At 70.1% G+C, this 20,981-nt stretch carries 23 protein-coding genes; 12 read left to right on the top strand and 11 right to left on the bottom strand.

Going from position 1 to position 20,981, the window contains the following annotated elements:
* Positions 1-57 precede the first annotated feature (57 nt).
* The 4 genes from BDK92_RS23090 to BDK92_RS23105 all read left to right on the top strand — a co-directional run bounded on the left by BDK92_RS23090 (position 58) and on the right by BDK92_RS23105 (position 5,506).
* Positions 58-1,614, top strand: a complete 1,557-nt coding sequence (locus tag BDK92_RS23090; RefSeq protein ID WP_121158582.1) for an NAD(P)/FAD-dependent oxidoreductase — start codon at positions 58-60, stop codon at positions 1,612-1,614.
* Complete coding sequence (locus BDK92_RS23095; protein ID WP_121158583.1) at positions 1,611-3,077, top strand: glycosyltransferase family 39 protein; 1,467 nt, start codon at positions 1,611-1,613, stop codon at positions 3,075-3,077. Before BDK92_RS23090 ends, BDK92_RS23095 begins: the two co-directional genes overlap by 4 nt.
* A gap of 161 nt (positions 3,078-3,238) precedes the next feature.
* Positions 3,239-3,814: a hemerythrin domain-containing protein gene (locus BDK92_RS23100; RefSeq protein ID WP_121158584.1), complete on the top strand. Its 576-nt coding sequence runs from the start codon at positions 3,239-3,241 to the stop codon at positions 3,812-3,814.
* Between the two features lie 144 nt (positions 3,815-3,958).
* Entirely contained in the window at positions 3,959-5,506 is a 1,548-nt protein-coding gene (locus BDK92_RS23105; RefSeq protein ID WP_121158585.1) for an FAD-dependent oxidoreductase, read from the top strand.
* A gap of 85 nt (positions 5,507-5,591) precedes the next feature.
* On the opposite strand, the gene BDK92_RS23110 is transcribed toward BDK92_RS23105, so the two are convergent.
* Together BDK92_RS23110 and BDK92_RS23115 are read right to left on the bottom strand one after the other, a co-directional pair.
* A complete protein-coding gene (locus BDK92_RS23110; RefSeq protein WP_121158586.1) occupies positions 5,592-6,416 on the bottom strand; it encodes a cytochrome c oxidase assembly protein in 825 nt (274 codons plus the stop codon).
* Positions 6,413-6,823, bottom strand: a complete 411-nt coding sequence (locus tag BDK92_RS23115) for a DUF2243 domain-containing protein (RefSeq protein ID WP_246017204.1) — start codon at positions 6,821-6,823, stop codon at positions 6,413-6,415. The genes BDK92_RS23110 and BDK92_RS23115 overlap by 4 nt, the downstream gene beginning before the upstream one ends.
* Positions 6,824-7,152: 329 nt before the next feature.
* On the opposite strand from BDK92_RS23115, the gene BDK92_RS23120 reads away from it, so the two are divergent.
* Positions 7,153-8,172 carry a glycosyltransferase family 2 protein gene (locus BDK92_RS23120; protein ID WP_121158588.1) on the top strand — a complete coding sequence of 340 codons (1,020 nt, stop codon included), beginning with the start codon at positions 7,153-7,155 and terminating at the stop codon, positions 8,170-8,172.
* Here BDK92_RS23120 and BDK92_RS23125 read toward each other — a convergent pair.
* The 5 genes from BDK92_RS23125 to BDK92_RS23145 all read right to left on the bottom strand — a co-directional run bounded on the left by BDK92_RS23125 (position 8,156) and on the right by BDK92_RS23145 (position 10,995).
* On the bottom strand, positions 8,156-8,443 hold the full coding sequence (locus tag BDK92_RS23125) for a CDGSH iron-sulfur domain-containing protein (protein WP_121162507.1): 288 nt from the start codon (positions 8,441-8,443) through the stop codon (positions 8,156-8,158). The two genes, BDK92_RS23120 and BDK92_RS23125, sit on opposite strands and share 17 nt — an antisense overlap.
* 81 nt (positions 8,444-8,524) lie before the next feature.
* On the bottom strand, positions 8,525-9,166 hold the full coding sequence (locus BDK92_RS23130) for a DUF3618 domain-containing protein (protein ID WP_170208656.1): 642 nt from the start codon (positions 9,164-9,166) through the stop codon (positions 8,525-8,527).
* The gene (locus BDK92_RS23135) at positions 9,163-9,612 is read right to left on the bottom strand and encodes a phage holin family protein (RefSeq protein WP_121158590.1); all 450 of its coding nucleotides are present in this window, start codon (positions 9,610-9,612) and stop codon (positions 9,163-9,165) included. Before BDK92_RS23135 ends, BDK92_RS23130 begins: the two co-directional genes overlap by 4 nt.
* Positions 9,609-10,268, bottom strand: a complete 660-nt coding sequence (locus tag BDK92_RS23140) for a hypothetical protein (protein ID WP_121158591.1) — start codon at positions 10,266-10,268, stop codon at positions 9,609-9,611. Before BDK92_RS23140 ends, BDK92_RS23135 begins: the two co-directional genes overlap by 4 nt.
* Positions 10,269-10,350: 82 nt before the next feature.
* Entirely contained in the window at positions 10,351-10,995 is a 645-nt protein-coding gene (locus BDK92_RS23145) for a response regulator transcription factor (RefSeq protein WP_121158592.1), read from the bottom strand.
* 30 nt (positions 10,996-11,025) lie between these two features.
* Here BDK92_RS23145 and BDK92_RS23150 point away from each other — a divergent pair, with 30 nt between their 5' ends.
* The 6 genes from BDK92_RS23150 to BDK92_RS23175 all read left to right on the top strand — a co-directional run bounded on the left by BDK92_RS23150 (position 11,026) and on the right by BDK92_RS23175 (position 15,748).
* Positions 11,026-11,886: a sensor histidine kinase gene (locus BDK92_RS23150; RefSeq protein WP_121158593.1), complete on the top strand. Its 861-nt coding sequence runs from the start codon at positions 11,026-11,028 to the stop codon at positions 11,884-11,886.
* 36 nt (positions 11,887-11,922) lie between these two features.
* A complete protein-coding gene (locus tag BDK92_RS23155) occupies positions 11,923-12,786 on the top strand; it encodes a manganese catalase (RefSeq protein ID WP_121162508.1) in 864 nt (287 codons plus the stop codon).
* A 69-nt stretch (positions 12,787-12,855) separates the two neighbouring features.
* Positions 12,856-14,001 carry a putative manganese transporter gene (locus BDK92_RS23160; protein WP_121158594.1) on the top strand — a complete coding sequence of 382 codons (1,146 nt, stop codon included), beginning with the start codon at positions 12,856-12,858 and terminating at the stop codon, positions 13,999-14,001.
* 33 nt (positions 14,002-14,034) lie between these two features.
* Complete coding sequence (locus BDK92_RS23165) at positions 14,035-14,346, top strand: hypothetical protein (protein WP_121158595.1); 312 nt, start codon at positions 14,035-14,037, stop codon at positions 14,344-14,346.
* Positions 14,347-14,508: 162 nt separating this feature from the next.
* A complete protein-coding gene (locus tag BDK92_RS23170) occupies positions 14,509-15,048 on the top strand; it encodes a DinB family protein (protein ID WP_121158596.1) in 540 nt (179 codons plus the stop codon).
* Between the two features lie 250 nt (positions 15,049-15,298).
* On the top strand, positions 15,299-15,748 hold the full coding sequence (locus tag BDK92_RS23175) for a hypothetical protein (RefSeq protein ID WP_121158597.1): 450 nt from the start codon (positions 15,299-15,301) through the stop codon (positions 15,746-15,748).
* Positions 15,749-15,827: 79 nt separating this feature from the next.
* On the opposite strand, the gene BDK92_RS23180 is transcribed toward BDK92_RS23175, so the two are convergent.
* The 3 genes from BDK92_RS23180 to BDK92_RS23190 form a co-directional block, all read right to left on the bottom strand.
* Complete coding sequence (locus BDK92_RS23180; protein WP_121158598.1) at positions 15,828-17,090, bottom strand: helix-turn-helix domain-containing protein; 1,263 nt, start codon at positions 17,088-17,090, stop codon at positions 15,828-15,830.
* Between the two features lie 165 nt (positions 17,091-17,255).
* A complete protein-coding gene (locus BDK92_RS23185) occupies positions 17,256-18,086 on the bottom strand; it encodes an aldo/keto reductase (RefSeq protein ID WP_121158599.1) in 831 nt (276 codons plus the stop codon).
* Between the two features lie 48 nt (positions 18,087-18,134).
* Positions 18,135-19,337: an MFS transporter gene (locus tag BDK92_RS23190; RefSeq protein ID WP_121158600.1), complete on the bottom strand. Its 1,203-nt coding sequence runs from the start codon at positions 19,335-19,337 to the stop codon at positions 18,135-18,137.
* Positions 19,338-19,426: 89 nt separating this feature from the next.
* Between BDK92_RS23190 and BDK92_RS23195 the strand changes: the two genes are divergently transcribed.
* On the top strand, positions 19,427-19,909 hold the full coding sequence (locus BDK92_RS23195; protein WP_246017205.1) for a MarR family winged helix-turn-helix transcriptional regulator: 483 nt from the start codon (positions 19,427-19,429) through the stop codon (positions 19,907-19,909).
* Between the two features lie 157 nt (positions 19,910-20,066).
* Here BDK92_RS23195 and BDK92_RS23200 read toward each other — a convergent pair whose 3' ends face one another.
* Positions 20,067-20,765 (bottom strand): hypothetical protein, encoded by a 699-nt coding sequence (locus tag BDK92_RS23200; protein ID WP_121158602.1) that lies wholly within the window; start codon positions 20,763-20,765, stop codon positions 20,067-20,069.
* Between the last annotated feature and the right edge of the window lie 216 nt (positions 20,766-20,981).

Consider the following 20,981-nt stretch of genomic DNA (forward strand, 5'->3'; position numbering starts at 1 on the left):
TCCCGCCGAGAACCGGTCCGGGGCGGTTCGCTCCCCACAATTGGGGAAGGTAGCGCCGTGGACAGCAGGCGGGCCGGCGGAACCGGTGGGGCAGGGCACGGGGCGGCCACGGCGGGCGGACCGGCGGGGACGGGCCAGGACGACCGGGAGTCGGTCGTCGTGGTCGGTGCCGGACCGGCCGGGTTGACCGCCGCGCTGATGCTGATCCGGGCGGGCTACCGGCCCCTGGTGCTCGAGGCCAGTGGCGAGGTGGGCGGAATCAGCCGGACCGTGGAGCGCGACGGATGGCGTTTCGACCTGGGCGGCCATCGTTTCTTCACCAAGGTCGACGAGGTACGCGAACTGTGGCACGAGATCCTGCCGGAACAGGATTTCCTGAGCCGACCCCGGATGAGCCGCATCCTGTACCAGGGCCGCCTGTACGACTACCCGCTCAAGCCGATGAACGCGCTACGTAACCTCGGACTGCTGGAGGCGATGCGGTGCGTCGGCTCGTACGGGTGGGTGCGGATCCGTCCGCCGCGTGATCAGAGCACCTTCGAAGGCTGGGTCAGCGCCCGGTTCGGCCGGCGCCTGTACGGCATGTTCTTCAAGACGTACACCGAGAAGGTGTGGGGCGTGCCGGGCAACCAGATCCAGGCGGACTGGGCGGCACAGCGGATCAAGAACCTGTCACTGGGGGGCGCGGTACGCGAGGCGCTGCGCCCGTCCAAACTGCGGCGGGGCCGGCAGGAGATCACCACGCTCATCGACGAGTTCGAGTACCCGCGCCTCGGTCCGGGCATGATGTGGCAGCGGGCCCGGGAGTTGGTCGAGGCCGGCGGAGGCGAGGTGCGCCTGCACCGCCCGGTGCGCGACATCCGCCGGGCCGGCGGACGGGTCACCGGGTTGACGGTCTCCCACGACGGCAAGCCCGAGTTCATCGCGTGTGACCGTCTGATCTCGTCCATGCCACTGACCGAACTCGTCCTGATGATGGACCCGCCGGCAGAGGTCGAGCGGGCCGCCCGGGGGCTGAGCTACCGCGACTTCCTGACGGTCGCACTCGTGCTGCCGGTCCAGGACGTGTTCCCGGACAACTGGATCTACGTGCACACGCCGGGCGTACGGGTGGGGCGGGTGCAGAACTTCGGCTCCTGGTCGCCGTACCTGGTGAAGGACGGCTACACCTGCCTCGGACTGGAGTACTTCGTCAACGAGGGCGACGACCTGTGGCAGACCCCGGACGCGGACCTGATCGCACTTGCCGCCCGGGAGCTGACCAGTCTCGGCCTGGTCGAGGGCGAGGTGGAGGCCGGGTACGTCGTCCGGGTCCCGAAGGCGTACCCGGTCTACGACGCCGGGTACGCCGAGCACGTCGAGGTGCTGCGGCGCTGGCTGGAGCGGGTGGCCCCGAACGTCTACCCGGTCGGGCGCAACGGCATGCACAAGTACAACAACCAGGACCACTCGATGCTGACCGCGATGCTGGCGGTCGAGAACATCACCGGCGCGGACCACGACCTGTGGTCGGTCAACGTGGAGTCCGACTACCACGAGCAGAAGGCCGAGGCGTCCAGCGGAGGCGGCCGGGCGGCACCGACGTTCGCGGAGGCGTCCCAGGGTGGGCGATGAGCACGGCCAGCCCCTCACGGCGCCACCCCTGGCGCGCACACCCGGCGCTGGTCGTATCGGTCCTGCTGCTGCTGATCAGCGGAATCCTGCTGCGTTTCCTGGCGACCTCCCCGTTGTGGCTGGACGAGGCGCAGAGCGTCGCGATCAGTGAGCTGCCCCTTCCCCAGCTCTTCGACGCGTTACGTGCCGACGCCGCACCCCCGCTGTACTACCTGCTGCTGCACGGCTGGATCGGTCTTGTCGGCACCGGGGACTGGGCCGTACGCGCCCTGTCCGGCCTGTTCGCGGTCGCCGCGCTGCCGCTCTTCTACCTTCTGGCGAGACGCTCGGCGGCAGGACTGGCCACACTGGCGCTGGCAGCGGCGAACCCGTGGTTGGTGCGGTACGCCACCGAGGCCCGGCCGTACGCCCTGGAGGTGCTGCTGGTGCTGCTCGGGGTGCTCTGCCTCGAGCGGGTGTACCGACGGCCCGGACCAGCGCCTGCCGCACTCCTGGCCCTGGTCGTCGGGCTGCTGCTGCTGACCCACTACTGGTCGTTGTTCCTCTACCCGGTGGTCGGTCTCGGCCTGCTGGTGTCGCTGCTGCGAACCAGGTCCCGCGCGGCCGGCTGGAGCCTGGCCGGGCTCGCCGCCGGAGCCGTACTGTTCGTCCCCTGGCTGCCCAGCTTCCGGTATCAGGTCCAGCACACCGGCACCCCGTGGACCGGACGCAGCGGATCCCAGGTCCTCCTGCACCTGGTCGCCGAGTGGGGGACTGCCGGCCTGCGACCGCCGATCGTGCTGCTCCTGGTCACCTGGCCACTGACTGTCTGGGCCGCGCTCACCGGTGGGCGCCGTTCCCGACTGCTCGGCGCGGCTGGTGGCGCCACCCTCCTGCTCGCCTTCGGCGTGGCGTGGCTGACCGGGTCGGCGGTGGTCAGTCGCTACACCGCCGTCGTGGTGCCGCTGGCACTGCTCCTGCTCGGGACGGGTGCCGCGCTGCTTCCCCGGCGGTGGCCGGCCCTGATCGTCACCGGCCTGGCGCTGTCCTGGCTGGCGACGGACGCGGTCCTCGTGACCCGGCAACGTACCGACGCCGGACCCATCGCCGCGGTGCTCAACCGTCACCTCACCGATGCCGACACGGTGATCTTCTGCCCCGATCAGCTCGGACCGGACATCGTCCGGCGGCTGCATGCCCACCCCCGGCTGCTCAGCTTTCCCCACCAGGACACCCCTGGCCGGCTCGACTGGATCGACTACAAGCAGCGGATCGAGAGCCAGGATCCCGTACGACTCGCCGAACAGGTCGCCGCTGGGCGCGACGGTGGAGCCGTCTGGCTGATCCCCCGCTACGGCTACCGGCCTTTCGGTGAGCGCTGCCAGCAGTTGGGCATCGCGCTGGAACGCGTACTCGGCCCCGCGCAGCAGTCGGAGGTGACCAGCCGAGGCGCCCGGGAGCCAATCTGGCGATGGGAGCGGTAGCAGGGGAAATCGCCGTCCGACCGGTCGATTGTCGGCTTCCCCACCGGGTTTCCGCGGTACCCCACCGGGTAGCCAACCAGCGCGTCGACGGCGGCCTTGTCGAACCGGGGACGTCTGTGGGCCTCGACCGGAACAGTCGACGGACATCAGGAGGAAGCGACATGACCACGATTCAGGAACAGGACGTGCTCGACCTGCTGCATGAGCAGCACAACCAGATCAAGGCCCTGTTCGGCCAGCTGAGTCGTGCCCAGGGGACGGAGAAACGAGAGCTGTTCGAGGATCTGGTCCGGCTGTTGGCGGTACACGAGAGCGCCGAGGAGATCGTGGTGCACCCACGGGCCGAGCGGAAGATCGAAGGCGGCGCGGATGTGGTGCAGAAGCGCAGACACGAGGAAGATCAGGCCAAGCGGGAGCTGTCGGCCCTGTACGACCTGGGCGTGGAGCACCCGGACTTCGATTCCCGGCTGTCCACGTTCGCCGACGCGGTGGTTGAGCACGCCAGCCGGGAGGAGTCGGAGGAGTTCCCGTCGTTGCGGCGGAATTCGTCGCCGGAGCAGTTGCGGCGGATGGCTGGCGCGTTGCGAGCGGCGGAGGCGATGGCTCCGACCCGTCCGCATCCGCACAGCGGTGAGTCCAGGACCGCCAATCTCGTCGCGGGCCCGCCGATGGCGTTGTTCGACCGGCTGCGCGACGCCGTACGTGACTGGCGTGAGTCGCACCGGGACCAGGACTGAGCGACACCGGCGATCCGTCGCCACGGCCACACCCGCCGCTGGTGCCTCGTCGACCAGTGCTCACCAGCCGATCGGGAAGGCGGGCGGCGAGCAGGCCGCTCGCCCTGAGCATGGGTGAACGACTATCTGGGTACAGCCGGACTTATGGCACCGGATTCGGGCGTGGCGGAGTCGTACTGGATGGACTCGACCGGTTCGACGTCGTTCCCGGCGTTGGCGGGGGACGTCGAGGTGGACGTCGCGGTGGTCGGCGGTGGTATCGCCGGCCTCTGTACGGCCTGGGAGTTGGTCAGGGCCGGCCTTCAGGTGGCGATCTTCGAGGCTGACCGGGTCGCGAGTGGCGTGACCGGGTACACCACCGCGAAGCTGACCGCCCAGCATGGGCTGGTCTACGCGCATCTGCGGTCGAGTTTCGGCGCCGATGCGGCCCGCCAGTACGCCGCGTCCCAGCAGGACGCGATCGCCCACGTGGCGGAGATCGTGGCCGAACTGGACATCGAGTGTGACCTGGAGCGGCTGCCGGCCTTCACCTACCTGCCGCCGGAGTCGGACCCGGGGCAGATCGAGGCCGAGGTCGAGGCGGCGACAGCGGCGGGACTTCCGGCGTCGTTGGTCACCGAGACCGGGCTGCCGTACCGGATCGGCGCGGCGATCCGGGTCGAGCAGCAGGCACAGTTCCATCCGCGCCGGTACCTGCTCGCCCTGGCCTCGGATCTCACCGCCCGAGGCGGTCAGATATTCGAACGGACCCGGATCGTCGGCCTGGACGAGGGAGAGCCGTGCCGGTTGACGAGCGAATCCGGTGCGACGGTGACCGCGCGTGAGGTGGTGGTCGCCACCCACTACCCGATCTTCGATCGGGCGGCGCTCTTCACCCGCCTGGAGCCACGCCGTGAGTTGGTGGTGGCCGCGGTCATTGATCCCGACGACGACCCGGCCGGCATGTACGTGACGCCAGCGGAGAACACCCGGTCGGTTCGGACCGCTCCGTACGGTGAGGGTCGGCGCCTGTTGATCGTCACGGGTGAGACCTTCAAGCCCGGGACTCCCGGCGTTGCCGACCGGTTGGCGACGTTGACCGACTGGACCAGCGAGAGGTTCCGGGTCGAGGCGTTCGCCTACCACTGGGCGGCGCAGGACAACATGACCACCGATCACGTGCCCCACGTCGGTCGACTGCATCCCGGTGCCGAGCATGTGTACGTGGCGACCGGCTTCAACGCCTGGGGAATGAGCAGCGCGGTGATGGCCAGCCGGTTACTGACCGGCCTGATCGGCGGGGATGTTCCACCGTGGGCGGCGCTCTACGACCCACGTCGGGTCCATCCCACCGTCGAGGCGGGGAACTTCCTCAAGGCCAACATCGCCGTCGCGCGCCGGTTCGTCGGGGATCGGATCCGTCCCACCACCCACGCCGATTCGCCCGAGGACATCGCCCCCGGCAACGGCGCGATCGTCCGGATCTCCGGCGAGCGCTGCGCGGCGTACCGCGACGACGCGGGGGACCTGCACACGGTCTCGGCAACGTGCACGCATCTGGGCTGCCTCGTGGCCTTCAACGAGGTGGAGAAAACCTGGGACTGTCCCTGTCACGGCTCCCGGTTCGGCACCGACGGCACGGTGATCCAAGGACCGGCCACGAAGCCGCTGCGGCCACGGGAGCCGGACGGTCAGGAGTCCGGACGGACCTAGACCGGTCCACCGACGACTGTCCAGGCAACTCGCCGTCGCGGGCGTGCCCACCTGGCTTCGTGACCCCCTCCCGGTCCCGGGCGACTCAGCGGACCGATGTCTCGGCCACGGGGTGCGATGGTCTCGCGCGGCGTGTTCGTCGGCGGCCCCAGGCAGTGAAGACGGCAACCGCAAGGAGCAGCTCGGCCAGGTCACCGCCGTAGTACATGAGCTGTGCCGCGTCGCGCACGTTGCCGGGATCGAGGGCGGCACCGGGTGGCCAGTGGGATGCCCGGGCGTAGAGAAGCTTGGCGAGTACCGCGTGCGCGGCAGCGGCCAGGACGAGCACCGAGAGCCGCACACTCAGGCTGGGCCGCCGAGGAGCCGGGTCCGGCCCGGCGGCGAACCAGGCGAACAGATATCCGGCGAGGAACAGGTGCACATGTACGGCGATGTGCAGTGCCTCGTTCGTCCGGGCATGGACGTACAGCGGCGTCAGGTAGACCACGTAGAGGCCGCCGACGTTGAGCAGGAGCACGGTCACCGGACGGCTCAGCAGATGCGACACCCGCGAACGGAGAAGGGACGTCACGCCCCGCCGGCCCCACCCCGGCAGGGTTCGCAGCGCCAGCGTCATCGGCGCGGCCAGCGTGAGCGCGAGCGGGGCGTACATTCCGACCAGCAGATGCTGCACCATGTGCGCCCGCACATCGTGGTGGGCGGCCGAAGCGACCACGGGAGAGAAGGCGACGGCCAGCAGCCCGGCACCGACGACGAACGAAGCGGCCCGGAGGGGACGCCATCCGGCCGTCGTACGCCGGGCCCGGCCGGCAGCGGCCAGGTAGCACCCGGTCAACACGACGACCGCGAAGATCGGCAGCCAACCCCGACCGCCGTCGCTCAGCGTGGAGTGGGCCAACCCGTCCGTCATCGGGCGTCCGACGGCCGACGGGTACGGAGCGCGAGCAGGGCCCCGACGACGAGCAGTAGCGCGCCCGAGGCGATCCAGGCCACGTCGTACGGGACGATCTCCACGCCGTACCGGATCTGGTGCACACGCAGCACCTTGTGGTCGACAACGCCGTCGAAGAGCTGGAAACCGCCGAGCCCGAGGAACAGTCCCGCCCACGCCGACGCCGGCACCAGCCAACCGTGGCGGCGCAGGTCGGCGAGGAGGAAGAAACCGGCGACCAACGCGACCAGCTCCGCGGCGTGCAGCAGCCCGTCGGAGACCAGACCCAGGGCGGGCGTGGACCGGTCATAGAAGTGGTGCCAGCGCAGGAGCTGATGGAAGACGATCTCGTCGACCGCCGCCATCACTCCTACGCCGATGAGCACCGTCGCCGCTGTCGAACGACCCCGTCGTCCACGGCCGGTCGGAGCCTTCGGCGCATCCGTCCTCACAGCGTTTCCTGTCGGTTCGCCCGTTTGCTGGACCGGCTCTTACCCCGTTTGTTCTGCCTCAAACCGGCCCCACAGCATGTGTCGAGCCAGGTGCGGACGGGTAGCCGCAGCACGGCTGACAACGTGACCAGCAAGGCGCCTCGAGGTGGCAACTCCCGAAGGAAAGTTGGCCCGATGGTTTCGTATTCGAACACCGGACCCGGGTGGCGGAGCGGGCGAGCGTCAGCGGCGCGACAGTGTTCGTTGCGCCCGCCGGTCCGGCCATGACCGGCGCGTCCGACCTGGACCAGGACGTGGAGTCGACGTCGGTCCGAGGCGATCCCGTCGCCCTGGATCTGGAGTACGTGCTGCCGGTCCGCTGGTCCGACGACGCCGAACTCGACGACCTGACCCGGTATCTGCGCTGGCTCGGTCGCCGGGTCGACGTGACGGTGGTCGACGGGTCACCGCACGGGGTGTTCGCCCGGCACGCCGCCCACTGGCGCCCCCACGTGAGACACCTGAGACCCGATCCTGACCTGTGTTACGCCAACGGCAAGGTCAACGGGGTGAGTACCGGGCTGCGGCTGGCCCGACACGAGAGCGTGATCATCGCCGACGACGACGTCCGGTACGACGACGAGGCACTGCGCGAGATGCATCGGCTACTCGGCCGGTCGGATCTGGTCCGGCCGCAGAACTTCTTCCACCCGCTACCCTGGCACGCCCGCTGGGACAGCGGCCGGACCCTGCTCAACCGGGCCATCGACGCGGACTACCCCGGCACCCTCGGCATCCGCCGGTCGACGTTCCTCGACATGGGTGGCTACGACGGCGACGTGCTGTTCGAGAACCTCGAACTCATCCGCACCGTTCGTGGTCACGGCGGCGTCGACGTCTCCGATCCCGGCCTCTACGTGCGCCGGCTACCGCCGGACGTCCGCCGGTTCTGGTCCCAGCGGGTCCGACAGGCGTACGACGACCTGGCCCAGCCCGCCCGAATGGCACTCTTCCTGGCTGTCCTACCCGTGCTGGCCGGGCTGCTCGCCCGGGGCCGACGAGTTCCGTTGGCGGTGGCCGCAGCAGGCGTCATGGCACTTGCCGAGCGGGGCAGACGCCGAGCCGGCGGAGCGGCCGTCTACCCGTTCACCACGACGCTGTTCGCCCCGGCCTGGGTGCTGGAACGCGCGGTGTGCAGTTGGCTGGCGCTCGGCCTGCGATGCGGTCGGGGTGGAGCGTGGTACGCCGGCCGACGGATCCGGGTCGCCGCCCACAGCCAGCGTGCCCTCACCCGTCGGCGCTGATTTCCGCGACGGTACCGGCCTCCCCGTACCGCTGACCATCGGGAGCCGGGTCAGGCCCGGCAGGCGCCCGGAAGCCGAGGGATTTGTGGGTGCCGTCGCAGAAGGGTTTGACCGCTGATCCCCCACATCGACACAGTGCGACCGTGTCTCGCCCGGGATCGATGACATCCCCGCCGGGGGTACGCAACTCGAAGTTCCCCCTGAGTAACAGGGGCCCGTCCTCGTACGAAGTGACCGTGGTGGACGGCTCGCCGCTGCCTGTGTGTGCCATGACCGGTAACTGCCCGGCAGGAGCACCCTGGTAACCCGCGGCGGCGAGCCGAACCGCCACTGCCGGCAGGGCCCGGTTCGGTCACTGCTGGCGTACGTCCTTCGCGGTCTTCTCCGCCTGCCCGCGCAGGCCCTGCCCGGTCGACTGGGCCTGGTCGCGTAGCGCACCCGCGCCCTGGCCCGCCTTGGACTTGACCGACTCCGCGGCGTGTTGCGCCGGCTCCCGCAGGCTGTCCTGGGTCTGACGGGCCGCGCCCATCGCCTGTTGCTTGAGGTCACCGGCGTGTTCGGACGCCTTGTGCCGGAGTTGGCCCGCCATCTGACGTTCCGGCTGGCTGGTGGGCAGCAGCGAGGAGGCGAGGATACCGAGGCCGAACGCGACCAGACCGGCGGCCAAGGGGTGGCCCTGCGTCTGTTGCTGGGCGCTCTGGCCCATTCCGTGCATCCGCTCGCTGGCGGCGGTGGAGAGCCCGGACAGTCGCTCCTGCCCGACGTCACGCGCGTGCATGGAGGCGTCCCGGGCGTGCAGGGACGCGTCCCGGACCTGTTCGGTGCTTCCCATGACGTTCTCCTTGACCTTCTGCCAGGTGCCGCGGGCCCGTTCGGTCTGGTGCTGGGCGACGCGGCGTGGGTTCACCCTGTCGCCGAGCGCGTCCACGTTGCGGCCCAGGTCGTCCTGGGTCTGCTCGATATTCGCTCGGATCCGGTCCTGGTCCGTACTCACTGGTGTCCCCCCGATCGATGATCCCCCTGGCCGGTGACCGCACCAGGTGTCCGACGCAGTGTGCTGGTGGTCTGCGGCAGGGCTTGGAGGCCGCGCATCCGTTGTCGTGCAACGGTGATCAGCACCCCGGCGATCAGTGCCCAGACGACCGCGACGATCAACGCCGACCAGCCCTGGTCGATGACGTTCGACAGCCCCCACCACAGTGCGTAGGAGAGGAACAGCAGAACCATGAACCCGCCGAGGGCGGCGGCACCGAACATGCCCGCGACCTTCGCCGCGAGACGTATCTCGGCCCGCGCCTCAGCCTTGGCCAGCTCGATCTCCTGGCGGATCAGGGTCGACGTGTCCCGGGTGATCCCGCTGAGCAACGAGCCGATGGATGCTCTGCCCGGATCACGCTCCCGTTCCTGAGCGGCGCTCGGTCCGCTGGCCGCGCTGCTCATCGCAGCCCGCCCGGTTGTGCCTGCACCGCCCTGCTCGCTTCGGCCCCTTGGGCCATCTCCCCCTCGTGGCCGTCGAACGGCACACCCTGTTGAGCGGGGTCGGGCGGCTGGTAAGCGGACATGTTGCCCGGTTGGCCGCCCTGGCGGTGGCCATCGCCGTGCGCGTGCGTGTCGCCGCCCTGCATGTTCCTCATGCTCTTGCCCAACCGGCCGGCGAGGAGCCCGGCGATCGCGGCGCCAGCGAGGAAGATGCCCGGATTGCGGCGTGCGTAGTCGCGTACCTCGCTGACCACCATCCCGGGTTCCCGCTGGTCCAGCCACTGCGCCGCCTGGTTGGCGCGACCGGCCGCGTGCCGGATCAGGTCGGTGGCGACTCCCTGCTGGTCGCTTCGCTCGGACATCGCCTGTAGCTCGTTACCCAGAGCCCGAAGCCCTTCGGCCGCACGGTGCTGCTGGGCCCCGGCCTGCTCCTTGAGCTGAGCCGACGCCTGCCCCATCAACTCCCGTGCCTGCCGGCTGGCCTCGTTGGCCACGTCCCGGCCCTGAGCCGCGGCGCTCTGCGCCAACTGGCCCCCTGCCTGTGAAACCTGCTGGCCGGTCTGCGCGGCCCCCTGCTTGGCAGCCTGCGTCCTCGACCCTCCACTGCTCTGCGTCATCCCCGGTCCTCCGTCAACGCTGCGATGTCTCCGGCCAACTGGTTGCGGCTACGGCTACCCGCTATGTCCGCAGTTACTCGGCCTAGAGCAGGCCAGCGTGACCGGCGAGTGCGGCGGCCTCGGCCCGGGTGCTCACGCGCAGCTTCCGCAACAGGGACGCCGTCAGCCGTTTGACCGTCCGCTCGGAGACGTGCAGGTTCTGAGCTATCTCAACGGTGCTGTTTCCCTTCGCAATAAGCTGCAACAGCAGGCGTTCCTCGTCATCCAGCACGGCAGAGGCGGGAAGCCGGGTACGTGCCGGCGTGAGTAGCGCGGTGAGCAGGTCGGCGGGGAGCACGGCCCAACCGTCGAGGACCGCGAGCAGCGGCGGTAGCAGTTCCTCGGGTTCACTGCTCTTGGGCAGGTATCCCGCCGCCCCGGCCCGGAGCGCCTCGACCGCGAGGTCCGTCTCGCCGAGCCCGGACATGGCGACGATCCGCAGACCGGGGCTGGCGCGGCGGATGGCGGCGATGGCACGTACCCCACCGGGAGGCGGCATGTGCAGGTCGACCAGTGCCAGGTCAGGTAGGCACCGCCGGACGAGTGCGGCGGCACCGGCCGCGTCACCGGTTGATCCGACCACGCTTGCCCGACCGCCACTGGTCGCGCCAAGGAGCAGTTCCAGGCCCCGTACGAACAGCGGGTGGTCGTCGACCAGCGCGATGCGAACGGTGGCCGGGTTGGGCACGCCGGGCCGTTACCCGAACGTGAACGGTTTATGCGTAACGAAGCAGGCTGGGCGGTGAACGGCGGCCTGAACGGGCTGGTCGGGCTCCTCGCCGTGGCCGCGCCGTGGGGGTGGCGGCGTAACCGACCGGACGTGGCGTCGATGCGGGTCGGAACCGCCGGGGCGCCGGCCGGCGCACAGGACGGGGTCGATCCGGTCCTGCTACGGGTGCTCTGTCACGAACTCCGCTCGCCGATCACCGCGCTCATGTCCCTGACCCGGGCTCTGGCCGAGCAGCCGGAGCGGCTCGGGGAGCCGGACCGGCAGGCGATGCTGCTGCTCGCTCGGGACCAGGCGTCGCATCTTGACGGGGTCTGGCGGCAGGCGGCGCGGCTCGTGCAGGACCTGACGACAACCCCCGCCGACGTCCGGGTACGCCTGCGTCGGATCCTCCCCGCCGTACTGGCGACCGCGCCCCCGGAACGGGTATGGGTGAGGGTCAGCCCGGCGGCGGGAGATCGGCTGGTGGCCGGTCAACGCGTACGCCAGATCCTGATCAACCTGGTGGACAACGCGCTGCGACACGGGCCGCCCGATGGACGGGTTTGGATCTCCGCCTCGCTGCGCTCGAACGACCTGGTGCTCGTGGTCGCCGACCAGGGCAGGTCCTGCACCGCGTTGCGGGCGGCTCTGCGCCGCTCGACGGCACCCCCGGGCATGTCCGGCCTCGGACTCTGGATCGTCCGCCAGTTCGTCGCCGTGGAAGGCGGCACCGTGGTCGCGTACCGGTTGCGATCACGTGGGGTCGCCGTCGAGGTGAGACTTCCCGGTCGGCCGGTTGTCGGCCGACGTACCGGGGTTGGCCCCGGTGGGCCGAGGGATGGCACCGACAGGCCCGCAGAGTGGGAATGAACGCGGTGTTCGCCGTCCGTGACCAAGGAGGCCACCGTGTTCAGCCATGTCAAAGACCTACAGTTCGAGGCGAAGCCAGACGGGCCTGACGCCGCCTTCGCGCGCCGGCTACAGGAGGTGCTGGGCGGCAAGTGGGGCGAGATGACCGTCGCCAACCAGTACCTGTTCCAGGGCTGGAGCTGCCGGTTGCCGGGCAAGTACAAGGACCTGTTCCTCGACGTGGGCACCGAGGAGATGGGCCACGTCGAGATGATCTGCACGATGATCGCCCGGCTGCTCGACAGCGCTCCCCTGTCCGTACAGGAGGCGGCGGCCGAGGACAACCCGATGCTGACCGCCATCTACGCCGGGTCGAACCCGGCGCACTTCATCCACTCCGGCGGCGGACCGTTGCCGGTGGACAGCAACGGGGTGCCCTGGAACGGCTCCTTCATCACGGCCAGCGGCAACCTGCTCGCCGACTTCCACCTCAACGTGACCGCCGAGGCACAGGGCCGGCTGCAGGTCGCCCGCCTGTTCAACATGACCGACGACCCCGGCGTGAAGAAGATGCTGCGGTTCCTGCTGGCCCGCGACACGATGCACCAGAACATGTGGCTGGCCGCGATCGAGCAACTCAAGCAGGACGGTCTCGAGGAGATGCCGGTTCCCGAGGCGTTTCCCGACGCGGAGCAGGAGAACCAGTTCGCCTACCAGTACATCAACTTCTCGGCCGGCGAGGACGCGGCGGAGGGTCGGTGGGCGTCCGGCCCGAGCCCGGACGGCAAGGGCGAGTTCAGCTACCAGGCGGCCCCGACCGCGCACGCCGGCGAGCCGGTGCTGCCGCCCGGGGACCCGCGTCTGCACGGCACGCCGCCGGCGACCGGTCATCTCGTCACCGCGGGCACAAGCCGTCGCTGACCTGTTTCGTCGCGCCGGTCGTCCCACCCAGGGGCGACCCGGCGCGACCGGGGACCGGAAGGGTCGATCATGATTGAGTTGTTGGCCCGTCCCTTGGCGGACGCGTTCATGCAGGTCGGTGTCTATGTCGCGGTGCTGGTCGCGCTCTTCGGCTGGCTGCGCTGGCGGTACGGCGACCGGGTCACCGACGGACTCACCCGTCGCCCCCGGCTGGGTCCGCTGGTCGGTGCGCTACTCGGGGTGAGCCCTGGCTGTGGCGGCGCGATCATCCTCATGCCGCTCTACGCCCGAGGCAAGGTCTCCTTCGGTACGGTCGTGGCCGCCCTCGCCTCGACCATGGGCGACTCCTCCTGGGTGGTGATCGCCGCCGACCCGGGCTTCGCTCTCAAGATCCATGCGTTGCTCTTCGCGGTGGGACTCGCCACGGGGTACGCCGTGGACCTGCTCGGCATCGACCCGGCCCGGGCACTGCACCGATCGGAGGTCCGCCCCGATCGGCGGCCCGAGTCGGTTGACGCCCTGGCCGACGGGTCGGCGGGTCCGGCCGCGTCGGGACAGTCCACCGCGCTCGCGCTCCTCACCCGGGCCGACCCGGTCGTGGAGCGGCAACGCCGAATGTCGACCGCGTTCTGGGGTCTGACCACTCCCGCGTTCCTGGTCTCCGTACCGGTGGTCTTCCACGTCGTCGACCCGGCCCTGCTCAGCGCCCCGCTCGGCGGTGTCGACCCCTACCTCGTACTCGGCTGCGCCGGCACCTTCGTCGCGGTGCTGATCTTCGCCGCCGGACGCGGCCGGTTCGCCGACGACACCCTCGAGACCTCGCAACCCCGGACCGTACGGGACGCGTTCCGGCACAGCGCGCACGAAGCCTCGTTCATCACCTTCTGGGTTGCCGTGGCCTACGTGGGCTGGCAGGTCCTGAGCACGACCACCGGGTTCGACGGTTCGCAACTGGCGCTCGCCGGTGCGGTCGGAGTTCTCGTCGGCGCGTTGATCGGCCTCATCCCGGGCTGCGCGGTGCAGATCGTCTTCACCGGCATCTACGTCAGCGGTGGCCTACCCGTGACGACACTGGTCGCCAACGCGATCAGCCAGGACGGCGACGCGCTCATCCCACTCGCCGCGCTACGCCGTCGCGCGGCCGGGCTGGCAACCCTGATCACCACGGTTCCGGCGATTCTCGTCGGCCTGACACTGCTGCTGTTCGTCGGTTGAGCACCGCCAGCCCGTCGATCGAGGAGGTGAGTCATGCGTACGACGAACGGATGGTCCGGAACCTCGGGCAACGATCCGGCCCGTCCCCCGGAGGCCACGGAGTTCGAAACGCTGGGCAGGGTCCGACTCAAACTCTGGTTCTTCGCTGCCGCCTCGGTCGTCGCCGTACTGGTCGGACTGCCGGGCTGGACCCAGTGCGCGCTGGTGGCGACGACCCTGCTGATCCCGATCGCGGTCGCCGTACACAGCGGGTGGAGTCAGGCGCTGCTGGTCGTCCTGCCTCGGCCGGGAGGAGAACCGACCCGCCGCTCCCGACGGGAGCCACACAAGGCTCATGCGCGGTGAGCCGGGGCAGAGCCACCGCACTACCGGGTCGGCGTGATCCTGGTGGGTCGAGATGGTGGCGGGAGTCGGCAACCTTTCTCAGTGACGGGGCCGACAGGTGCGGCCCTTCCTGCCGTTGCGGTACGCCGTCGCGGCGTCCACCCGACGGTAGAGTCGCCGCTCGTGGCCGCACTGGACGAGCATGGTCGACCCGAACCTCCGCTGACCGGCGACGAAACCGCCACCCTCCTGGGTTTCCTGGAGTTCCAACGCGCGACCCTGGCCTGGAAGTGCGCGGGGCTGGACGCGGCCGGGCTCTCGGTGCGGGTCGCCGCCTCGTCGATGACCCTGGGCGGGATGCTCAAGCACCTGGCCTTTGTCGAGGATCACTGGTGCTCCCGCGCGCTGCACGGGCGCGAACGGCAGCCGCCATGGGACACAGTGGACTGGGAGGCCGATCCGGACTGGGATTGGCGTTCGGCCGACGGGGACAGTCCGGAGCAGCTCCACGCGCTCTGGGGGGATGCGGTGGCCCGCTCCCGTTCCCTGGTCGCGGAAGCGCTTGCCGCCGGTGGCCTGGACCAGGTGGCCCGGCGTACCTGGTCGGATGGTCGGGCACCGAACCTGCGTTGGATCCTGTGCCACCTGATCGAGGAGTACGCGCGGCACAACGGCCATGCCGACCTGCTGCGGGAGTCGGTGGACGGGAGCATCGGGGAGTAGCGGTCGGACGGCCCATCCGTTCGGGGATGACACTAGGTTCCTAGGAAGCCTAGCGGGAGTCCGTACACCGGACAGCCGACCTCCCGGTCCGCCCCTGTTCGGCCCGGTGCGGCGACGCGGTACGCGATTGTTCGGCGTTGTGCGGGATTGATTGATCGGCACCGCCACCAGCGGCGATCAACTTCGCGGTTCCGTAGGAATGGACGGCGGGACGGCACTCAACCAACCCCGTCCCGGAGGAGTGGAAGTCATGATGCTGCGCAAGGCGTTTGGAGCGCTGCTGGCGTTGCTGACCTTCGGCACGGTGCTGGTCGTCACGGCCGCCCCGTCGCAGGCGGCTGTCGCCTGCTCGGGAACGGTCACCTACAGCTACGCGTACCCGCCGAGCAACCCGGTCGCCGAGCTGGTCATCTACTACAACAGCACCAACGGCGGCACGAACAGCGCCTGCATGTACCACCGTGGCGCGGCGTACGGCTCCTCGGCGCGGACCTCCGTGCAGATCGCCCGGTGCGCGGAGACCTCCGGCACCGGCTCGTGCACCGCCACCGCGGTCTCGACCATCGACAACGCCGACTACCTGTACTACGCCGGACCGCGTGGGGTGACCGGCACGGCGAACAACTGCGTCGACGCGTACGGCGAGATGGACTGGGCCGGCACCACCTACTGGATCCACTCCGGCCGCCAGGGCTGTTGAGTCCGGTGACGCCTGACCGGCGGCCCGGTGGGATCCGTCCCGCCGGGCCACCGGTGGTGGCTGTCCCCGTACCCCGGTCTCAGGGGTAGAGACAGGCGCTACGGCGGGCCGCGAGCCGCTGTTCGGCGGCGAGCGGCAGGGCCTCGGCGGCGCTGGAGCCGTCCGGACGGGCCACCCGCACGTCGAGTACGTCGGTCGGCGCGCCACCGCCGAGACAGGCGACCGCGGCCACCGGGATCTCCGTGGTGGGGCCGGGGTGCGCGGCGAGCTGGTCGAGGTTCCAGGTGAGGTCGAACGGCGGGGTGGTCGTGCCGGTCATCCCGATCTGGTGCCAGCGGCGGTCGCCCGGCAGTGCCGGGTCGTCCGCGTAGTAGGCGGCGAAGCCCACGATCTCCACGTGCGTGCCGGTCGCGCTCAGCCGCCACCGACCCGGGCCGGTCACATCGGGGGCGATCGCGATGGCGATCGAGGCCGGTCCGGGTCGGTCGCCCGCGCAGCGGGACGGTTCCAGACCTGCGGGCGGGTTGCCGTGCACCACCCCGGAGGCGATCAGCCCGCCGCCGGCGAGGGTGAACCAGCGGATGTCCGGGGTCTGGGAGGTGGAGTCGATGATCCGCTCACCCAGGCAGTAGCCGGTGAGCCCGACCACGCAGCCGGGCGGGATGGTGTAGAGAATCTCCTTGTCACGGCGTGGTTCGCTCCGGACGTGCACACCGCCGCCGTACGTCACGGCGGTGAAGGCGGCGTCCGTGGTGGTCGCCGGACAGGCCGTGGTGGTCGTCGGTGCAGCGGCCGACGACACCCCCTTGGTCGCCCGCTTCGGCTGGGTCATCGGCACCACGGCGGCCATGCCGGCGAGACCGGCCACCGCCACCGCCGCCAGCACCAGTCGCCGTCGGAGTTTCCGGTGCCGGAGGGCGCTGACGGGCCGGTCGTGGGTCGTTCCCGCCTTGCCGCCGGTGCCGGTTGGCCCATCCGGAGTCGGGGCGGGTGAATCCTCGGCGGTCACGGTGGATGGTGGCTCTGCCGCCCCGGCGCCCACCGGGTCGGCGGGCGCGCCCGCCGACCCGGTGGGCCGCAGTTCCTTGTCCAGTTCGAGCCAGCGCTGCCGCCACTGGGCGGTGTCCCCGCCGCAGGCACCGACGTACGCGAGCACCACGTCGAGACTGGGCTGCCGGATCCCGTTGGCGGCGGCGGAGAGCGTCGAGGCGCTGTAGCCGGCGAGTTCGGCCAACCGCCGGTAGGTGGGGTTGCCCGCTTCGACGCGTAACTTCCGTAGCTCGTGGGCGAAGGACGACAACGGTCCAGCCGTCGGATCTACGGGCCGCTCGTGCCGAGCCATGCCGCTCCCTTGTCCCGGTAGAGCCCTGGAGCGGGAGGTTGCCGCAGCACAGGGCTCATTTTCCCTGGTAAGTCATCCAAAGTAGAGAAATTATATTGAATTCCTCTATGGGTGGACGACGGCTACCAGGGTGCGGCGGACGGCACGGGACCGGCGGCGCGGCGGTCAGCCGTTGAACGTCGCCGGGTGCGGCCCGGTACGCAGGTCGCGCTCGAGCGAGCTGATCGCATCGATCTCCCCGGTACTCAGGTCGAAGTCGAAGACGTCGATGTTCTCCTTGATCCGGTCCGGGTTCACCGACTTCGGGATCACGATCCGGCCCTGCTGGAGGTGCCAGCGGAGGACGACCTGGGCGGCGGTGCGGCCGTGTGCCGCCGCGACCTCGGTCACCACGGGGTCGGTAAGCACCGCCGCCCTCGCCAACGGGCTCCACGCCTCCGTGGCGATGCCGAAGCGCTGGTTCGCGGCCTCGATCTCGCGCTGTTGCAGGGCCGGGTGCAGTTCGATCTGGTTGACGGCGGGTACCACACCGCCGAGGTCGATGATCCGGTCGAGATGTTCGGGGAGGAAGTTCGAGACGCCGATGGCGCGTACCCGGCCGTCGCGGTGGAGCGTCTCCAGCGCCCGCCAGCTGTCGACGTAGCGGTCGGCGGCCGGGGCGGGCCAGTGGATGAGGTACAGGTCGAGGTAGTCCAGACCCAGCTTGCCCAGGCTGGTGTCGAAGGCGGTCAGGGTGCTGTCGTACCCCTGGTCGCTGTTCCAGAGTTTGGTGGTCACGAAGAGGTCGGCGCGCGGGATGCCGGACTCTTCGATCGCCTGGCGTACGCCCTGCTCGTTGCCGTACGCGGCGGCGGTGTCGATGCTGCGGTAGCCGGCCGACAGGGCCGTCGAGACGGCTGCCGCGGTCTCCCCGTTCGGCACCTTGAAGACACCGAAGCCGAGCTGCGGCATGGTGACGCCGTTGTTGAGGGTGATCGTGGGCTGAGGGGTCGACATGCGTGGATCCTTTCGGCGTGGATGGTGCGGATGGTGCGGGTCGGTGAATCAGGCGGTCGGCGTCGGCACCGGTGGCCGGGCGTCGGCCGTGACCGTGCCGGGTCGGCGGGTCCGGGCGGCGCGACCGGCGACGACCATGACGAACAGGGCGGCGGCGGTGATCACGGCGCCGGCCCAGATGGGTGAGGTGTAGCCGAGGCCGGCGGAGATGGTCAGGCCACCGATCCAGGCGCCGAACGCGTTGCCGAGGTTGAAGGCGGCGATGTTGGCGCTCGACGCGAGGGTCGGCGCGTGCGCGGCGTAGCTCATCACCCGGGTCTGTAGTCCGGGCACGGTGGCGAAGCCGAACGCCCCCATGAGCAGTAGCGAGAGGTAGGTTGCGGGCTGGCTGCGCGCGGTGAGCGCGAAGAGGACGAGGACGACGACCAGGCCGGCCAGGACGGCGATCAGGGTCCGGTCGACGGACCGGTCGGCGAAGCGACCGCCGACGATGTTGCCGAGGAACAGGCCACCGCCGAAGAGGATCAGCAGCCAGGGCACCGCCGCGCTGGGGAAGCCGCTCACCCCGGTGAGGGTGTAGGCGATGTAGGTGAACGCTCCGAACATCCCGCCGAAGCCGAGCACGGTGATCAGGAGTGAGAGCCAGACCTGACCCGCGCGGAAGGCGCTGAGTTCGTACGCCAGCCCGCCGGGTCGTGTCGCGTCACGTGGTACGCGTACCAGGGCGGCGATGCCGAGCAGGGCGACCACGCCGACGACGGTGATCGCCCAGAAGGTGGAGCGCCAGCCGAGCTGTTGGCCCAGCAGGGTGCCGAGTGGTACGCCGAGCACGTTGGCGGCGGTCAGGCCGGTGAACATGATCGCCACGGCGCCCGCTTTCCGGTTCGGCGCCACCATGTCGGCCGCGACCACCGAGCCGATGCCGAAGAAGGCGCCGTGGCAGAGGGCCGCGACGATCCGTCCGGTGAGCATGAGTCCGTAGTCGGGTGCGATCGCCGACAGCAGGTTGCCGACGATGAAGAGGACCAGCAGGGCGAGTAGGACAGCCTTGCGGGGCAGTCGGGTGGTGGCGGCGGTGAGCGCGAGCGCCCCGACCACGACGCCGAGCGCGTAGCCGGTGATGAGCCAGCCCGCCGCCGCCTCCGAGACACCGAAGGTGGTGGCGACCTCGGGTAGCAGGCCGGCGATCACGAACTCCGTCAGTCCGATGCCGAAGCCGCCGAGGGCCAGGGCGATGAGTCCGAGCGGCATGTATCTCTCCGTCTGTGCGTCAGCCGTTACGACGCGTACGCTGGTAGTTGCACACGCCAGGTTTCTAGTTGTACACGCCGATAGGAGGCGTGCGCAACTATCTCCGACCGGGAGGCGAGATGGGGATCGGCGACGACGCCGTCGAGGTACGCGCACAGGGCTGGCGGACCCTGGCCGCGCTGCACGGGCTCATCGAGACGACGCTCGAACGCGCGCTCGCCCGAGAGGTCGAACTCTCCGTGGTCGAGTACACCGTGCTGGACGCCCTCGCCCGCCAGGACGGCTGGCACATGCGGATGCAGCAGTTGGCCAGAGCCGCCGCGCTGAGCCCGAGCGCGACCACCCGGCTGGTGAACCGGCTGGAGGAACGAGGGCTGCTGGCACGGATCCTCTGCGCCGACGACCGGCGGGGGATCTACACCGAACTCACCCCGGCCGGACGCGACTTCCTGGAACGCGCGCGGCCGGTGCACGACGCCGCGCTCGTCCGGGCCCTCCGTGATGCCGAGGACGTCCCCGAACTCCAGGCGATCGCGCAGACCCTGCAACGACCCGCCACCGCGCCCAGCTAGGTCGCACCGGTAATGGTCCTGGTCGGGTGGTGCTTCCCCGGGTCGGGCTTGTGTTCTGCGGGGTGCGCGACGGCGAAAGCGTGGCTACCGCTCGTCGGTAGCCACGCTTCCGTATCGAAGGAGTGTTCTTTTGAGAGGTGGGTGTGAAGCCGGCAGCCTACTTCGGAGGGGTCTCCGACTTGGGGGTGCCGCCGCGGGGCGGGGCCGACCAGGGGCTCTCGCTCTCGCTGCGACGGGGTAGCGGGGTCGGCGCGGTGGTGACGGGCGTCGGCGTCGGCGCCGGTGGATCCGGGTAGCCGAGGGTGGGTGGAGCGGCGTCCCGGTCGACCAGGTCCGGCTGCAACGCCGACCAGTCGGTACGGGTGAACGGCTCGGTGTCGGCCTCGTCCGTGGTCTTCGTCTCCGTCTCCGTCTCCGGTACGGTCGCCGGTGCCGGCCAGCTCCGCCAGCGTTGGCCGCTGAAGACCGCGATCACCAGCAGGGCACCGACAAAGAAGAGGGTGCCGTTCTCCACCGGCTGGAGCAGTGGCAACGGGTCACCGAAGACCTTCCAGTTCGCCGGCACCGTGTCGCGTACCCAGAAGGGGCTCACGAACAGTCCGACGTACGGGGTGACCAGTGCCAGCCCGGCGATCAGCGGGCCGAGCGGTGAGAAGCGCAGAGTGCCGAGCAGGCCGAGCAGGATGCCGACGACCGCGAGGTAGACCGAGGGTTCGATCAGGTTCGCTGTGTTGTAGTTGCCGATTTCCAGCCAGCGGGTGACTGTGCGGGTCGACCCGTCCTGACCGAGCGTGATCAGAACCCAGGCCAACGGTGCCGCCACCACTCCGGCGAGGAAGCTCCAGAGATGTCGCATTGGCGCACGGTACCGGTTCCCGTGGGAGCGGTCGGCGTACGCCCGGCTGCCGGGAAAAAGCATTCATGGTCCGTGATGGTGGGGTCGCGCTACGTGCCCGGATCTGCCCTTGTCTGAGGGTGATCTTCCCGGGCTGCCCGAGATGGGAACCTCGGCCAAGTTCCGGAACCGACAGGGCATTGACTCTTGTCGTCGTGAGGGTGAAAGTTGGCGATT

The organism is Micromonospora pisi, from assembly GCF_003633685.1.
Classification (GTDB): Bacteria; Actinomycetota; Actinomycetes; order Mycobacteriales; family Micromonosporaceae; genus Micromonospora_G; species Micromonospora_G pisi.

Bases quoted from the DNA above. Each gene is read 5' to 3' on its own strand.
- BDK92_RS23175 (WP_121158597.1), top strand. From the start codon at position 15,299: ATGATGCTGCGCAAGGCGTTTGGAGCGCTGCTGGCGTTGCTGACCTTC.
- BDK92_RS23105 (WP_121158585.1), top strand. From the start codon at position 3,959: ATGGCACCGGATTCGGGCGTGGCGGAGTCGTACTGGATGGACTCGACC.
- BDK92_RS23110 (WP_121158586.1), bottom strand. From the start codon at position 6,416: ATGACGGACGGGTTGGCCCACTCCACGCTGAGCGACGGCGGTCGGGGT.
- BDK92_RS23160 (WP_121158594.1), top strand. From the start codon at position 12,856: ATGATTGAGTTGTTGGCCCGTCCCTTGGCGGACGCGTTCATGCAGGTC.
- BDK92_RS23125 (WP_121162507.1), bottom strand. From the start codon at position 8,443: ATGGCACACACAGGCAGCGGCGAGCCGTCCACCACGGTCACTTCGTAC.
- BDK92_RS23120 (WP_121158588.1), top strand. From the start codon at position 7,153: ATGACCGGCGCGTCCGACCTGGACCAGGACGTGGAGTCGACGTCGGTC.
- BDK92_RS23165 (WP_121158595.1), top strand. From the start codon at position 14,035: ATGCGTACGACGAACGGATGGTCCGGAACCTCGGGCAACGATCCGGCC.
- BDK92_RS23150 (WP_121158593.1), top strand. From the start codon at position 11,026: ATGCGTAACGAAGCAGGCTGGGCGGTGAACGGCGGCCTGAACGGGCTG.
- BDK92_RS23180 (WP_121158598.1), bottom strand. From the start codon at position 17,090: ATGGCTCGGCACGAGCGGCCCGTAGATCCGACGGCTGGACCGTTGTCG.
- BDK92_RS23185 (WP_121158599.1), bottom strand. From the start codon at position 18,086: ATGTCGACCCCTCAGCCCACGATCACCCTCAACAACGGCGTCACCATG.
- BDK92_RS23095 (WP_121158583.1), top strand. From the start codon at position 1,611: ATGAGCACGGCCAGCCCCTCACGGCGCCACCCCTGGCGCGCACACCCG.
- BDK92_RS23200 (WP_121158602.1), bottom strand. From the start codon at position 20,765: ATGCGACATCTCTGGAGCTTCCTCGCCGGAGTGGTGGCGGCACCGTTG.
- BDK92_RS23100 (WP_121158584.1), top strand. From the start codon at position 3,239: ATGACCACGATTCAGGAACAGGACGTGCTCGACCTGCTGCATGAGCAG.
- BDK92_RS23140 (WP_121158591.1), bottom strand. From the start codon at position 10,268: ATGACGCAGAGCAGTGGAGGGTCGAGGACGCAGGCTGCCAAGCAGGGG.
- BDK92_RS23135 (WP_121158590.1), bottom strand. From the start codon at position 9,612: ATGAGCAGCGCGGCCAGCGGACCGAGCGCCGCTCAGGAACGGGAGCGT.
- BDK92_RS23190 (WP_121158600.1), bottom strand. From the start codon at position 19,337: ATGCCGCTCGGACTCATCGCCCTGGCCCTCGGCGGCTTCGGCATCGGA.